Annotated in this window: 12 protein-coding genes; 5 read left to right on the top strand and 7 right to left on the bottom strand. The window is 43.8% G+C overall.

Features of this window, described 5'->3' with window-relative positions; translation table 11 throughout:
- The first annotated feature begins 2 nt into the window (after positions 1 to 2).
- The 5 genes from AAA942_RS13780 (at position 3) to AAA942_RS13760 (ending at position 5851) form a co-directional block, all read left to right on the top strand.
- Complete coding sequence (locus AAA942_RS13780) at positions 3 to 893, top strand: ATP-binding protein (protein WP_338220863.1); 891 nt, start codon at positions 3 to 5, stop codon at positions 891 to 893.
- A gap of 188 nt (positions 894 to 1081) precedes the next feature.
- A complete protein-coding gene (locus tag AAA942_RS13775) occupies positions 1082 to 2080 on the top strand; it encodes an acyl-ACP desaturase (protein WP_445083343.1) in 999 nt (332 codons plus the stop codon).
- Positions 2081 to 2146: 66 nt separating this feature from the next.
- On the top strand, positions 2147 to 3442 hold the full coding sequence (locus tag AAA942_RS13770; protein WP_338220862.1) for a Zn-dependent hydrolase: 1296 nt from the start codon (positions 2147 to 2149) through the stop codon (positions 3440 to 3442).
- Positions 3443 to 3463: 21 nt separating this feature from the next.
- Positions 3464 to 4990 carry a bifunctional GNAT family N-acetyltransferase/carbon-nitrogen hydrolase family protein gene (locus tag AAA942_RS13765; RefSeq protein WP_338220861.1) on the top strand — a complete coding sequence of 509 codons (1527 nt, stop codon included), beginning with the start codon at positions 3464 to 3466 and terminating at the stop codon, positions 4988 to 4990.
- 18 nt (positions 4991 to 5008) lie between these two features.
- Positions 5009 to 5851: a pirin family protein gene (locus AAA942_RS13760; RefSeq protein WP_338220860.1), complete on the top strand. Its 843-nt coding sequence runs from the start codon at positions 5009 to 5011 to the stop codon at positions 5849 to 5851.
- Here the strand turns inward: AAA942_RS13760 and AAA942_RS13755 are convergent, their stop codons facing one another.
- The 7 genes from AAA942_RS13755 to odhB all read right to left on the bottom strand — a co-directional run bounded on the left by AAA942_RS13755 (position 5852) and on the right by odhB (position 12792).
- Complete coding sequence (locus AAA942_RS13755; protein ID WP_338220859.1) at positions 5852 to 6175, bottom strand: hypothetical protein; 324 nt, start codon at positions 6173 to 6175, stop codon at positions 5852 to 5854.
- Entirely contained in the window at positions 6175 to 6717 is a 543-nt protein-coding gene (locus tag AAA942_RS13750) for a DUF2589 domain-containing protein (protein WP_338220858.1), read from the bottom strand. The genes AAA942_RS13755 and AAA942_RS13750 overlap by 1 nt, the downstream gene beginning before the upstream one ends.
- 11 nt (positions 6718 to 6728) lie before the next feature.
- Entirely contained in the window at positions 6729 to 7880 is a 1152-nt protein-coding gene (locus tag AAA942_RS13745; protein WP_338220857.1) for a hypothetical protein, read from the bottom strand.
- Between the two features lie 41 nt (positions 7881 to 7921).
- A complete protein-coding gene (locus AAA942_RS13740) occupies positions 7922 to 8575 on the bottom strand; it encodes a DUF2589 domain-containing protein (RefSeq protein ID WP_338220856.1) in 654 nt (217 codons plus the stop codon).
- 308 nt (positions 8576 to 8883) lie between these two features.
- Positions 8884 to 9660: a Rossmann-like and DUF2520 domain-containing protein gene (locus AAA942_RS13735; RefSeq protein WP_338220855.1), complete on the bottom strand. Its 777-nt coding sequence runs from the start codon at positions 9658 to 9660 to the stop codon at positions 8884 to 8886.
- An 87-nt stretch (positions 9661 to 9747) separates the two neighbouring features.
- Positions 9748 to 11145 carry a dihydrolipoyl dehydrogenase gene (gene lpdA, locus AAA942_RS13730; RefSeq protein WP_338220854.1) on the bottom strand — a complete coding sequence of 466 codons (1398 nt, stop codon included), beginning with the start codon at positions 11143 to 11145 and terminating at the stop codon, positions 9748 to 9750.
- Positions 11146 to 11259: 114 nt separating this feature from the next.
- On the bottom strand, positions 11260 to 12792 hold the full coding sequence (gene odhB / locus AAA942_RS13725; RefSeq protein WP_338220853.1) for a 2-oxoglutarate dehydrogenase complex dihydrolipoyllysine-residue succinyltransferase: 1533 nt from the start codon (positions 12790 to 12792) through the stop codon (positions 11260 to 11262).
- Positions 12793 to 12838 lie beyond the last annotated feature (46 nt).

Raw genomic sequence — 12838 nt, 5'->3', positions numbered from 1 at the left:
CAATGAAAACCAAATTTAAATCAGGAATTCTTTTAGCAAGCGCCATCTTATTGTTTGCTCAATGCTCTTCTCCCAAAACAGAAAGCTCCGAAGAAATGGCTGCCGAGGAAAGCACAGCTATGAAAACACCAAGCCTTACTCTCCTTTGGGAAACTCCTGCAGAACTGATCACCAATGAATCGGTCCTTTTTGACCCATCAAGCGGCAACCTGTATGTGTCCAATATCGGAGGAATGGATCCCTTGGAAAAAGACGGCAAAGGTTCGATAGCGATCGTTTCTACGGCTGGAGATATCCTCAACCCTGCTTGGGTGACGGGATTGAATGCCCCAAAAGGCATGGCTATTTCTGAGGGAAAACTTTACGTAACCGACATCGATGAATTTGTAGAAATCGATATTGCTTCCACTACAATTTCAAACAAATGGAAAGTTGAGGGAGCTCAGTTTCTTAACGACGTGGCTGCCCACAACGGAACCGTTTACTTTACAGACATGAATACGGGTAAGGTCCATACCTATGCAGAAGGTAGTATCTCCACTATTTCCGAAGGAAATTCCTCAATAAACGGGATAGCAGTAGCCAATGACGGGACTATTTATGGATTGGATGCCTCTGGACTGAAAAAATGGAATGCTGATGGCACCACTACGATTGTGAACTCTACGGTAACCGGCGGAGACGGACTGATTATCCTGGGAGACGGCAATTTTGTAGCTTCTAGATGGCAGGGAGAAATTTGGTTTGCCTCAGCAGACGGAGAGACCAATATGCTTGACACCAAAGCCGCAGAGTCCAATACCGCAGATATCGGATATAACCCAGCCGAAAAGGTGGTATACGTGCCTACCTTCTTTAAAAATAAAGTAGCGGCCTACAAGCTGGATTACTAATCCGAAATTCATAATTCAAGAAAGGGAGCTGGAATAAGTTCCCTTTTTTATTTCCAAGTAGGTTTAAATCCACTCATGGAAACTCAAATGAGGATTAGAGTTTTTACATATCTATTCTGCATTATTGTCCTTACCTTTATGAAGATTCTAGTCAAAGTTTAAGAAAAGAATCAGGTAAACCGAATATTATGAGTTCAAAACCTATCAATTACGAGCTGGAGAAAAACATGGAAGTCATTTCCCAGCTGGATGCCATCGTGGGCGATGCTGTAGATAATGTGTTGGTGGATCCCGATGAATGCTGGCAGCCGTCTGATTTCTTGCCAGACATGTCCAATCCAGAGGCTTTAGAAGATATCAAGCTTCTGCAAATGAGGGCAGAGGGAATTCCGGATACAGTATTGACCTCCTTGGTAGGGAATATGATTACTGAGGAGGCGTTGCCTTCCTATCAGACCTATTTCAATCTTCTGGAAGGAATCAACGATGAGAGAAGTCTACTTTCTCCTTCAGGATGGGTAAGGTGGTCCAAAGCATGGACCGCAGAGGAAAATAGACACGGAGACTTGCTAAACAAGTACCTTTATCTGACAGGAAGAGTAGATATGAAAGCCGTAGAGCAAACCATCCATCGCCTGATTTCCAATGGGTTTGACCCAAAGTCGGAATCCGATCCTTACCAGGCCATGATTTACACTTCCTTTCAGGAAAGAGCTACCAAAATCTCTCACGTAAATACCGGAAAACTGGCAGACAAGGCCGGAGACCACGTTTTGGCAAGAATCTGCAAGACTATCGCTGGGGATGAAGCCAGACATGAAAAGGCCTACAAGACCTTTATGTCTAAGATTTTTGAAATTGACCCCAGTGGGGCCATGGTTGCTTTTGAGAAAATGATGCGAAAGCAAATCGTGATGCCTGCTGTACTCATGGGTGAAGGCGGTAGCAGACAGTCTTTGTATAGGGATTTTTCAGAAATCACCCAAAAAGTGGGCATTTACACAGGATGGGATTATGCAAGAATAATTCAACATCTCGTGGATCACTGGAAGGTAGAGGCCGTGACAGGACTCAATGACCTAGCAGCAAAAGCACAGGATTACCTGGCAAATCTGGCAGACCGATACATGAGGCTTGCAGACCGAATGAAAGCTCCAGACGAGGTAAAGCTTGCCTGGCTGAAATAAACTTAAAAGTCCTTCTGAAAAGAAGGACTTTTTTTTGTAATTCCGGACTCCTTTACCTCATCAAAAATGAAATATTCAATTTTAATTCTACTGGCTATTCTTTTCTATTTCCCTACCGAAAGCAAGGCACAAGACCTCAAGGTCAACGGGGATAGACTGCATTCCACTTTGATGACTTTATCCACTTATGGCAAAAACGATAAGGGAGGCAGCGATCGGATCGCCTACTCTTCTCACGATATTGAAGCACGAAGTTACATCAAGGAGCTGATGGCTAAGGCAGGAATGGAAGTCAGTGTGGATTTTGCAGGAAATATTATAGGCAAAAGACAAGGAAGAAATCCGAAAATGAGCCCCATAGCCTTTGGTTCTCACATCGATGAAGTCCCAAACGGAGGGGACTACGACGGTCCGGTCGGTACAATGAGTGCCATAGAAGTAGTCCAGGTTTTGGCAGAAAACAGACTGTATACCGATCACCCACTGGAGGTCATCATTTTCACTAACGAAGAAGGAGGAGTGGTAGGTAGCAGGGCGATAGTTGGAGCCTTGAGCCAAGAAGCGCTACAGGTAGTCAGCAATGCCGGAGTGACTCAAGCTGAAGGAATAAAGCTTCTTGGAGGCAATCCGGAAAGAATCCCAGAAATAAAGCGAAATCCGGGTGACATAGCCGCATTTTTGGAATTGCACATCGAGCAAGGAGGAAATCTTTATAATGAAAAACTGGATATCGGTGTGGTCGAAGGCATAGTCGCTATCGAGTGGTGGGAGATTTCGTTCAAGGGCAAGGCCAATCATGCTGGCACTACACCCATGAATATGCGAAAAGACCCGATGCTCCCAGCTGCTGAATTGATTTTGGAAATCAACCGGATAGTCACCTCTTATGAAGGTAGGCAGGTAGGAACAGTGGGGAAAATTCAGGCCTTCCCCGGTGCAGGCAATGTCATTCCGGGAGAAGTAATGCTCAATTTGGAATTGAGAGACCTTTCTTCTGAAAAAATCTGGACGATCTACAAAGAAATCGAATCCAAGGCAAAGGAATTAGCTGAAAAAAGTGGTACTCAATTGGACATCAAGCATATCGAAGTAGCCAGCAAACCGGCTTTGGCAGACCCCATGATCCGTGAGGTAATCACAAATCAGGCGGAGAAACTTGGTCTCAGCACCAAAAGTCTTCCAAGCGGAGCAGGCCATGATGCACAGGAAATGGCCCGAATAGCCCCAATGGGCATGATCTTCATTCCAAGCAAAGATGGTATCAGTCATGCCCCCGAGGAGTTTTCTTCCAAAGAGGACATAGCCAATGGGGCTAATGTCCTTTTGGGAACAATTTTGCAGCTAGACCGCTTATTAAAGTAGTTTTTTACTAATCCACCATCCATGAATCCACAGAAAATCGACTCCATTTCCCTGGAATTATTAAAACTAACAGACTACCAAGAGTTAAAAAAAGCAATGGTTTCTTCCTATCGCTCCATGCCGGATGCATACTGGAAGGAGCCGCATATCGAAACCCTCATCAATAAGTTTCCTGAAGGTCAGGTGGTAATCAAAATCAACGGACAGCTTGCAGGATGTGCCCTTTCCATAATCGTCCATGAAGACCTTCTGGAGGGAGAACATACTTATGTGGATGTAACAGAAAACTTCACTTTTGACTCCCATACAGATGACGGGGACCTGTTGTACGGGATTGACGTATTCATAAAGCCTGAATTTAGAGGGCTTCGACTTGGCAGGAGACTTTATGACTATCGCAAGGAGCTCTGCGAAAAATTGAATCTGAAAGGGATTGTTTTTGGGGGAAGGATCCCAAACTATCACCGATATGCAGACCAAATGGGACCTAAAGAATACTTGGAAAAGGTCCGAATGAAAGAAATCTATGATCCGGTTTTAAACTTCCAATTGGCCAATGATTTCCATCCCAGTAGAATTTTGACCAACTATCTTGAAGGAGACAAGGCTTCCAAAGAGTTTGCGGTCATGTTGGAATGGAACAACGTCTACTACGAAAAACCATCCAAGAAACCCCTTCCAAACAAGACCATCGTCCGTTTGGGTTTGGTCCAGTGGCAAATGAGGCTGTACGAAAACCTCGATGAACTGATGCAGCAGGCGGAGTATTTTATCGATGCGGTATCCGGATATCGATCCGACTTTGCCTTATTCCCCGAGCTATTCAATGCTCCCTTGATGTCAGAGTTCAATCATCTCTCAGAGGCCGATGCGGTCCGTGGACTGGCTAAATTCACGGACGAAATACGGGACAGATTTTCCAAACTTTCCGTAGCGTACAACATCAATATCATCACTGGATCAATGCCCAAGATCATTGACAATAAACTTTACAATGTGGGATATCTCTGCAAAAGAGACGGAACAGTAGAGCACTATGAAAAACTGCACGTCACTCCACTCGAGGCAAGAGTATGGGGTATGCAAGGAGGTAGTCAGCTCAAGGCCTTTGACACTGACTGCGGAAAAATCGGTATTCTGATCTGCTATGATTCCGAATTCCCCGAACTTTCCAGAATACTTGCTGAGCAGGGAATGGACATTTTATTTATTCCTTTCCTGACCGACACCCAAAACGGATATTCCCGAGTGCGGCACTGTGCTATGGCTAGAGCAATCGAAAATGAATGCTACGTAGCTATGGCCGGAAGCGTGGGTAACTTACCCAAGGTACACAACATGGACATGCAATATGCCCAATCCATGGTGATTACCCCTTGCGACTTCCCCTTTCCGAGCAATGGAATCAAAGCCGAAGCCACACCCAATACGGAAATGACTTTGATTGCGGATGTGGACCTTTCGCTACTTCGTGAACTTAACGAATTTGGAAGTGTTAGAAACCTTAAAGATCGAAGAAAGGACCTCTTCGAACTCAGAAAAAAGTAACTCCAACTTACAGCAGTGATGAAAATCATCAAGAAAATCCACAAGGCAGAATACCGACCCATTGCAGATTTGGTCACTTACAGTCCTATGCCCACCCGCTCTCTTTCCATGATTGATCCATTTTTGTTTCTGAATCATCACGGACTGCAGACTTATCCCGCAAACAATCACGGGCTACCCTTCGGACCACATCCTCACCGAGGCATGGAAACGGTAACCTTTATCTTGGAGGGGGACATCATGCACTCGGATTCTACAGGTAAAAACTCAGTCATAGGACCCGGTGGAGTACAATACATGACCGCAGGAAAAGGTCTGATTCATGCCGAGGTTTCCAGCCCTGAGTTTAAGCGCAAAGGAGGGGAATTGGAGATTCTTCAGCTGTGGCTGAATCTTCCTGCTGCTAAAAAAATGATCGCTCCCAATTACATCGGTCTGCAAAAAGAGGAAATCCCCGCATTCGAACTGGACCATGGTAAGGTGTATATTCAGCAATTATTTGGAGAGTGGAACGGAGTAAAGGGAGTTTTTGAAGGAAATTTCCCGATCCAAATGAGCACGATCTATTTAGACAAGGGTGGAAAATTCGAAAAGTCCATTCCCGCCTCAGAAAATGTGTTTTTCTATATCGTCAGGGGAGAGCTTAAAGTAAATGGTGAGGGCCTACACATGAGGCATTTAATTGAATTTGCCAATTCTGGAGAAAAAATAGAAGTGGAAGCATTGGAAGAGTCAATCTTGATTTTGGATCATGCTTTGCCTTTCAACGAGCCTGTAGTAGCTCAGGGGCCTTTTGTGATGAACACCCAACAGCAGATTTACGAAGCTTATCAAGATTACCAAGCTGGAAGATTTGCTTGATCAATTCAGTTGATTATCTGACCTGATTTTCTCAGCCTGATCCAGACCATCCTGCAATTTCCTCAGAGATTCAATGGATTGTCTGGATTTTTCTTGATCAATAGTCAGCTCCAATCCACATCCGTGGCAAAGTACAGGCTCATAATTGATCAAAGAAGCGATGCTGATGACCAGCTTGGTACCACACTCCGGACAGGATAAACCCGGCTGTCGAGCCACTTCCACGATGGGAGTTTTCTCAGGCTCAGCAGGTTGGGATTCCTTTTTCCCCACCCCAAACCAGCTTAGAATTCGGTCTTTGAAGGTGATAATCCAATTAGCCATTAGGATTCTTTATTTGCATTGTCCAGAATATTCAACAGCTGCACCATCCCGATTGCCGGTTCGGCCTGAGCCAGTCTGATTTTGACATTCATATTTGCTGTGGCAGCCTGTGTAGTATTGGGCTGATTTGGGGTAGGCTTTTTGCCGAAAATCCCCTTCAGTCTTAAGGCACTGCTATCACCGATAAATTTATTTCCTATGGAGCTCCCGCTTTTTGGGGCACTTGAAGATTGGTCCGGCTGGGAAAGGGCTAAGTCAAACTCGATCTCTGCCTCAGCTACTTTTAATGAAGGAATTGGAATGATAGTCAATAAAGGAACGGCAATCCTGGCAGTTTTTGAAGATCCATCGGCTTCCACTTTTTGATAAGAAAAAATGATATTTCTTACCTCTCCAAAGTCCTCGTCACTGGAGGTGGAAGTTTTTGAAAACCCTACTTCCTGAATAAACTCAGCGGTCGCTTTGGCCGCAATCGCCTCTGCCTGAACCACAGCTGCCATAGGCGCTCCCAACAGGTCAGAAATATATTTTGGAGTAATCATGATATCTGTGATTAAAGAATGGAAGTTTTGTTGTCGTCATCAAGCAGGGTGAAATCCTGTGATCCAAGTGTAAACCTGATTGTGGCGATACTCTCTGGCTTGGCTTTGCTGATTGCTTCGCTGTCCACCGAGACTTGAAGCTTGGTCACCACATTTTCGGAAAGGATCTTGCTCGCACTACTTTCAAATAATGGCATTTTCTTGGCCAAGACTCGCTCTGCCAACTGCACCATAGTTCGATCTTCTTCAAAATCGTCCTTTGGATTGGGGGTTGGATTGTTTCCTCCAGGACGCCTTACAGAAGATATCCCCCCCATCCACACTGGCTTGATTACCGTTGACTTATTGACGGCTAATGCTTTTTCTGAAACAGATTTATCAAAAAAAGCTTTGGAATTAGCCGCGCCAATTTTTTGGGAAGATGCGCTGATCTCTACTTCTTTATTCCCAACCTTTACTTTGGCAATCTCAGTTTTGGTATCGGTGTCTTTTTTGATCGCCCCCACTTCCACTTTGCCCTTTTTCAATGACTCTGAGAAAAGCTTTGCTTCTGCAAGTGCTTTCGCACTATCATCAAACCGCTCATTGATGGCAAATTCAGATTGTCCCTTTTTATCCAAACCAATTACTTGAAATTCTCCAGTTTCCAAGGGAACAACAGCTAAGGAAGCGCTTTTTTGAACTACCGGAAATAAGGGCTGTAAGCTTTTGCTAAATGAATCTTTCACCAAAGAAGTCATTTTTATTGGGTCATTGGTTTTTATCCCCTCAAGAAGAGTATCCTCGATTTGCTCTGAAAGGGATTTTTCCCAATCATCAGATGGATAGGAATTGCCAAGTCCTTTATATAGCTCATTGGTCTGCGTCAGATTTTTAACCTGGGATTTGATTTCAGCAGCCGTCTCTTTTGAAAAATTTGCTGCCAAATCCGCCAATCTTTGCTTGGAAAGGGCTGGATTGGCCGGTTTTTCCTCTACCCTGGTCACGGCATATTTGATTTCCACTTCCAGATTTTGAATTCCAATTCTAGGAACTGGGAAATACCTGAGAATCTGATCGGAGGCGTAGGCCTTGGCTATTTCTCTTGAGGCCTCATCAGCTTTGGATTTGGCCTCATTGATATCGCTGAGTATAGACGCAATTATTCCATTTAACTGGCTCATAATCAATTAGGGGTTTAAAATAAAAAAAGAGGGAGGGTGAATTAACCCCCTCCTCCTCCTCCAGTTGCTGGTTTTTCCAAAATAGCCTGTTCCATGATATCCAAGACTTTGGCCAAACCGGCAGGCATTTCGTCCTGAACAGCCTTCACCTGAATATCCATGGTGTATTGAGTAGAAGTATTGACTTTGTTGCTTTGATGACTGCTCCAATTGTTTCGAGTAGACACCTTAGCATTCAGATTAAACTTTACAGGAGAGAAGAATCCGCCCGCCTTAAAGCTCATGGTCGTATCCGTAGCGACACTGCCACTGCTGGCACTTCCACTTTTGTACTCTTGCTGCTCAGTGATGTTGGCCGTAAACTGGATAGTCATCTCCTGAATCCGGATAAAAGGAATCGGTACAATCGTAAGGATGGGTACGGTAAGGGCTACCGTTTCTTCTCCGGCATCATTTCCGCCAGAGCTCCCTCCTGCAGTCTTTCTGGAATAGCGGAAAGTAACATTACGTACGTCACCAAGGGTTTCGTCTTGGTCGCCGTTTTGCTCTTCTGGAGCTGACTTAAAACCTACCTCTTTGATGAAGTTCACAGTGGATTTCGCGGCGAGGCCTTGTGATTGGATTGCAGCGACCATAGGGCCTCCTATGATTCTGCCAAAAGGCAGTGAACGTAGGGTTCGATTTACATAACTCATAGTAAAATTATTTATGGTGGAAAAAAAAGGAATTCAAAAATCAGAGATCCAAACGGACGAAATCGAGTACTAAACAACTGGAAGTAAGGAATTTAAATTTGAAATGTCAAGGAAAAAGGAATTAAGAAATATTTATTAATTCCGATTTAATAGAATTTTACCTATACAAACTCGAAAAATTGTAAAATTTTATATACCCTAAAAATTAAAATGCAAAAATTCCTAATCCTTCTAAAGACTCAATATTTATCGTTGAAACCCATATAGGTTCCATAAAAAAATCATCCGGACCTTATCTCCTATTTTTATCAGGATGCATCAATGATATCCTGGGAAATGAGCCGGTAAATTTCTGCGACTTGCTCATTATAATTCAAAAATTTGAAGTGCTCCTCCAAGGTCTCATAATCCTCTCTTACTGCCGGACCTGTTTGAGCTTTTTTTGCTCCCATTTGCAGGCTTTTGGAAATGGTTTCAATGATTAAAGGCTTCAGCATCTCAAAATCCAAACCCTGCCGTCTCATGATTTCCTCCGCTATTCTGATCATATGATTGGAAAAATTGCTGGCAAAAACAGCAGCTATGTGAACAGCCTTTCGGTCTTTGGACCGGACCGTATAAACCAAAGGAGAGAGGCTTTTGGCTACCTTCTTCAGCTTCTGAAGTGTTTCCTCATCTTTCGCTTCCAAAAGGAACGGGACATCATCCATGTCTATCTTTTTTCCTTTTGTAAAAGACTGAAGAGGGTAAAAAATACCTGTAAAACTTGCTGAACTGTAACCTAAAATATCCAAAGGCATGGTCCCAGAAGTATGGACAAGGATGCTTCCTTCAGGAAGAATTACCGCATCAGCCACTTCGGGGATGGCAGAATCCTTTACTGCCAAAATAAATATTTGAGCTTTACTCTCCGAAAAATCCAAATCATCTTTAGCCTCGGCGGAGTAAACCCGTTCCGTAACTTCTATGGCTTTAGCCAAGTCACGAGAATATACTTCAGTAATCTCATGTCCGGCATCTTCTAACGCTGGAGCGAGCTGCCAAGCCACATTTCCTGCTCCTATCAAGGCTATTTTAAACTTCATGATGGAATTAAGGGATTTTTATACAAAAGAAAAAGTCACTTCCGAAGGGGAAATGACTTTTGGATTCTCAGATAAAATATGTGTTGCTTAGACGTGAAGCGCTCTGTTGTCCGTAGCGGCAAGACAAGCCTCTTTGAAAGCTTCTGTATAAGTTGGGTGAGCATGAGACATCCTTGCAATATCCTCAGCCGAAGCCCGGTACTCCATGGCTACTACTGCCTCAGCAATCATATCAGCCGTACGTGGTCCAATCATATGTACACCTAGGATTTCGTCCGTTTCGGCATCAGCCAATACTTTAACTAGACCATCTGTATCCATTGAAGCCCTAGCTCTACCTGAAGCCATGAATGGAAACTTCCCTGCTTTGTATTTCTTTCCTTTTTCCTTGAGCTGCTCTTCAGTATAGCCCACAGAAGCTACTTCAGGCCAAGTATAAACCACCCCAGGGATAAGCAAGTAATTGATGTGAGGCTTTTGTCCAGCGATAGTTTCGGCTACAAACACCCCTTCTTCTTCGGCTTTGTGAGCGAGCATTGCTCCTTTGATGACGTCACCGATGGCGTAAATATGCGGCACAGAAGTCTGCAGATGATCATTGACTTCCACTTGACCTCTTTCATTCAATTTCACTCCGGCTGCTTCTGCATTCAAGCCATCCGTGTAGGGCTTTCTGCCAATGGAAACCAACACATAATCCCCTTTGATCTCAATGGTTTCTCCTTTTCCGTTCTCCGCTTTTACAATGACTTCTTTGCCTTTATTCTCCACAGAAGTCACCTTGTGCCTGAGGTAAAATTCAAAACCCAACTTTTTGAGAGACTTTTGAAGTTCCTTGCCCATTGTCTTATCCATAGACGAGATTAAAGAATCCATGAATTCTACAACAGAAACCTTGGCTCCCATTCTTCCATAGACTGAGCCCAGTTCCATTCCAATCACACCTCCCCCAATCACAATAAGGTGCTTGGGAATTTCCTTCATCTTGAGAGCTTCGGTAGAAGTGATGATTCTGTCTTTGTCCAATTTGATGAAGGGCAAAGAAGCTGGCTTGGATCCTGTGGCAATGATGATGTTTTTACCCTGGATTTCTTCAGATTTACCGTCTTCTTTGGTGATTTTCACGGTGTTTTTATCTACAAAAGAGCCCATCCCATGATGGACATCAATTTTGTTTTTCTTCATGAGAAATTGGATACCATCCACATTCTGCTTCACCACATCGTCTTTTCGGGCAATCATCTGCTTCAAATCCACTTTGAGATTGGAGAGATTGATTCCGTGAGTTTTAAAGGTGTGAGCCGCATTGTGGTAATGCTCAGAGGAGTCCAAAAGAGCCTTGGAAGGAATACAACCCACATTAAGGCAAGTCCCTCCCAAAGTGGAATATTTTTCAATTATTGCGGTTTTCATTCCCAATTGGGCAGCACGGATAGCCGCAACATATCCTCCAGGACCGGAACCGATTACAATGACGTCATACATGATTTTATGGTTTTAGAAGCTAGATCCAAGGATAAAGCCTTGAACTAATTTTGTTAAAAAAGGGACCGGTTATACCCAGCCCCTCGTAAATCGAAATTCGTAATAGATGACTAATTAGACTCCAAACAACAGGCGTGTAGGATCTTCAAGTAACTGCTTCACCCGAACTAAGAAGCTGACAGACTCTCTTCCATCAATGATTCTGTGATCGTAAGAAAGAGCCACATACATCATAGGAAGGATTTTCACTTCGCCATTTACTGCCATTGGACGCTCAACGATGTTGTGCATACCCAATATTGCAGACTGAGGGGCATTGATGATCGGAGTGGACATCATAGACCCAAAGACTCCTCCATTAGTAATGGTGAAGGTCCCTCCGGTCATTTCTTCGATAGAAAGCTTGTTGTCTCTCGCTTTGGTAGCCAACCGTACCACCTCTTTTTCAATCTGGTCAAAACTCATCCCCTCGGCATTTCGAATAACAGGGACCACCAAGCCTTTTGGAGCAGATACTGCAATGGAAATATCACAGTAGTTGTGGTAAATGATTTCATTCCCATCAATCTTAGCATTGACGGCAGGCCATTCTTGAAGTGCCACACATACAGCCTTGGTGAAGAAAGACATAAATCCAAGACCCACACCGTGCTTTTCTTTAAATTGATCTTTGAATTTGGACCTTAGATCCATTATAGGCTTCATGTTTACCTCATTGAAGGTGGTCAACATGGCGGTCTCATTTTTGACTGCTACCAATCTTCTTGATACTGTTTTTCTCAAAGAAGACATTTTCTCACGACGCTCGTCTCTTGGACCTCCTTGAGGGGCGACTTGAGCAGCCGGAGCATCAGATTTGCTTTCTGTTTTGGATTCAACCTTTGGAGCTGGATTTTCAGCATTTTGAGCATCATCCTTAGTGATCCTTCCGTCTTTGCCAGTTCCTTTTACTTCTTCAGGCTTAATTCCCTTTTCTGAAAGTATCTTGGCAGCTGCGGGAGAGGCGTGTCCGGAAGCATAGGAGTCAGATTGGGATGAGGAAGAAGTTTGATTTTCCTCATTGGCAGGTTTGGCATTTCCTTTTTCGGGAGCTTCTTCTGTAACTTCAATTTTACAGATTAGGCCTCCGATTCCGAGCACATCCCCTTCTTTAGCCACATGGCGTAGGATACCGGTAGCTTCAGCGGGTAGCTCAAAAGTGGCTTTATCAGAGTCCACCTCAGCGATGATTTCATCCAGGCTGACAAAGTCTCCATCTTTCTTAATCCAGTTCGCTAAAGTCACTTCAGTAATGGATTCTCCCACTGTAGGGACTATCATTTCTTTAACCTCTCCACTGCTTGATGGAGCAGAAGATTTTTTGGAAGGCGTTGCTTCTTCGGGAGCTTTAGATTCTGGGCTAGAGCCGGATCCTGATTCTTCAATTATGCATATCAATCCACCGATCTCTACCGTATCGCCTTCCTGTGCTTTTATTTTCAAGATACCTGTAGCTTCTGCAGGAAACTCGAAGGTTGCCTTATCGGATTCAAGTTCACAAAGGACCTCGTCCATCTGAACCTGATCTCCGTCTTTTTTAAACCATTGACCTACGGTGACTTCGGATATGGATTCACCTACTGTAGGCACTCTCATTTCTTTGCTCATGGTTATTTTTTTTATCCTTTCTGGCTAAAGAAAGGAGGTTTATACA

The organism is Algoriphagus sp. oki45, assembly GCF_036245605.1.
Classification (GTDB): domain Bacteria; phylum Bacteroidota; class Bacteroidia; order Cytophagales; family Cyclobacteriaceae; genus Algoriphagus.
Note: the sequence above shows the minus strand (reverse complement) of the source record. Positions and strands in the feature narration are given on the sequence as shown.

Bases quoted from the DNA above. Each gene is read 5' to 3' on its own strand.
- AAA942_RS13780 (WP_338220863.1), top strand. From the start codon at position 3: ATGAAAACCAAATTTAAATCAGGAATTCTTTTAGCAAGCGCCATCTTA.
- AAA942_RS13775 (WP_445083343.1), top strand. From the start codon at position 1,082: ATGAGTTCAAAACCTATCAATTACGAGCTGGAGAAAAACATGGAAGTC.
- AAA942_RS13735 (WP_338220855.1), bottom strand. From the start codon at position 9,660: ATGAAGTTTAAAATAGCCTTGATAGGAGCAGGAAATGTGGCTTGGCAG.
- AAA942_RS13750 (WP_338220858.1), bottom strand. From the start codon at position 6,717: ATGATTACTCCAAAATATATTTCTGACCTGTTGGGAGCGCCTATGGCA.
- odhB (WP_338220853.1), bottom strand. From the start codon at position 12,792: ATGAGCAAAGAAATGAGAGTGCCTACAGTAGGTGAATCCATATCCGAA.
- AAA942_RS13745 (WP_338220857.1), bottom strand. From the start codon at position 7,880: ATGAGCCAGTTAAATGGAATAATTGCGTCTATACTCAGCGATATCAAT.
- AAA942_RS13755 (WP_338220859.1), bottom strand. From the start codon at position 6,175: ATGGCTAATTGGATTATCACCTTCAAAGACCGAATTCTAAGCTGGTTT.
- AAA942_RS13760 (WP_338220860.1), top strand. From the start codon at position 5,009: ATGAAAATCATCAAGAAAATCCACAAGGCAGAATACCGACCCATTGCA.
- AAA942_RS13765 (WP_338220861.1), top strand. From the start codon at position 3,464: ATGAATCCACAGAAAATCGACTCCATTTCCCTGGAATTATTAAAACTA.
- AAA942_RS13770 (WP_338220862.1), top strand. From the start codon at position 2,147: ATGAAATATTCAATTTTAATTCTACTGGCTATTCTTTTCTATTTCCCT.
- lpdA (WP_338220854.1), bottom strand. From the start codon at position 11,145: ATGTATGACGTCATTGTAATCGGTTCCGGTCCTGGAGGATATGTTGCG.
- AAA942_RS13740 (WP_338220856.1), bottom strand. From the start codon at position 8,575: ATGAGTTATGTAAATCGAACCCTACGTTCACTGCCTTTTGGCAGAATC.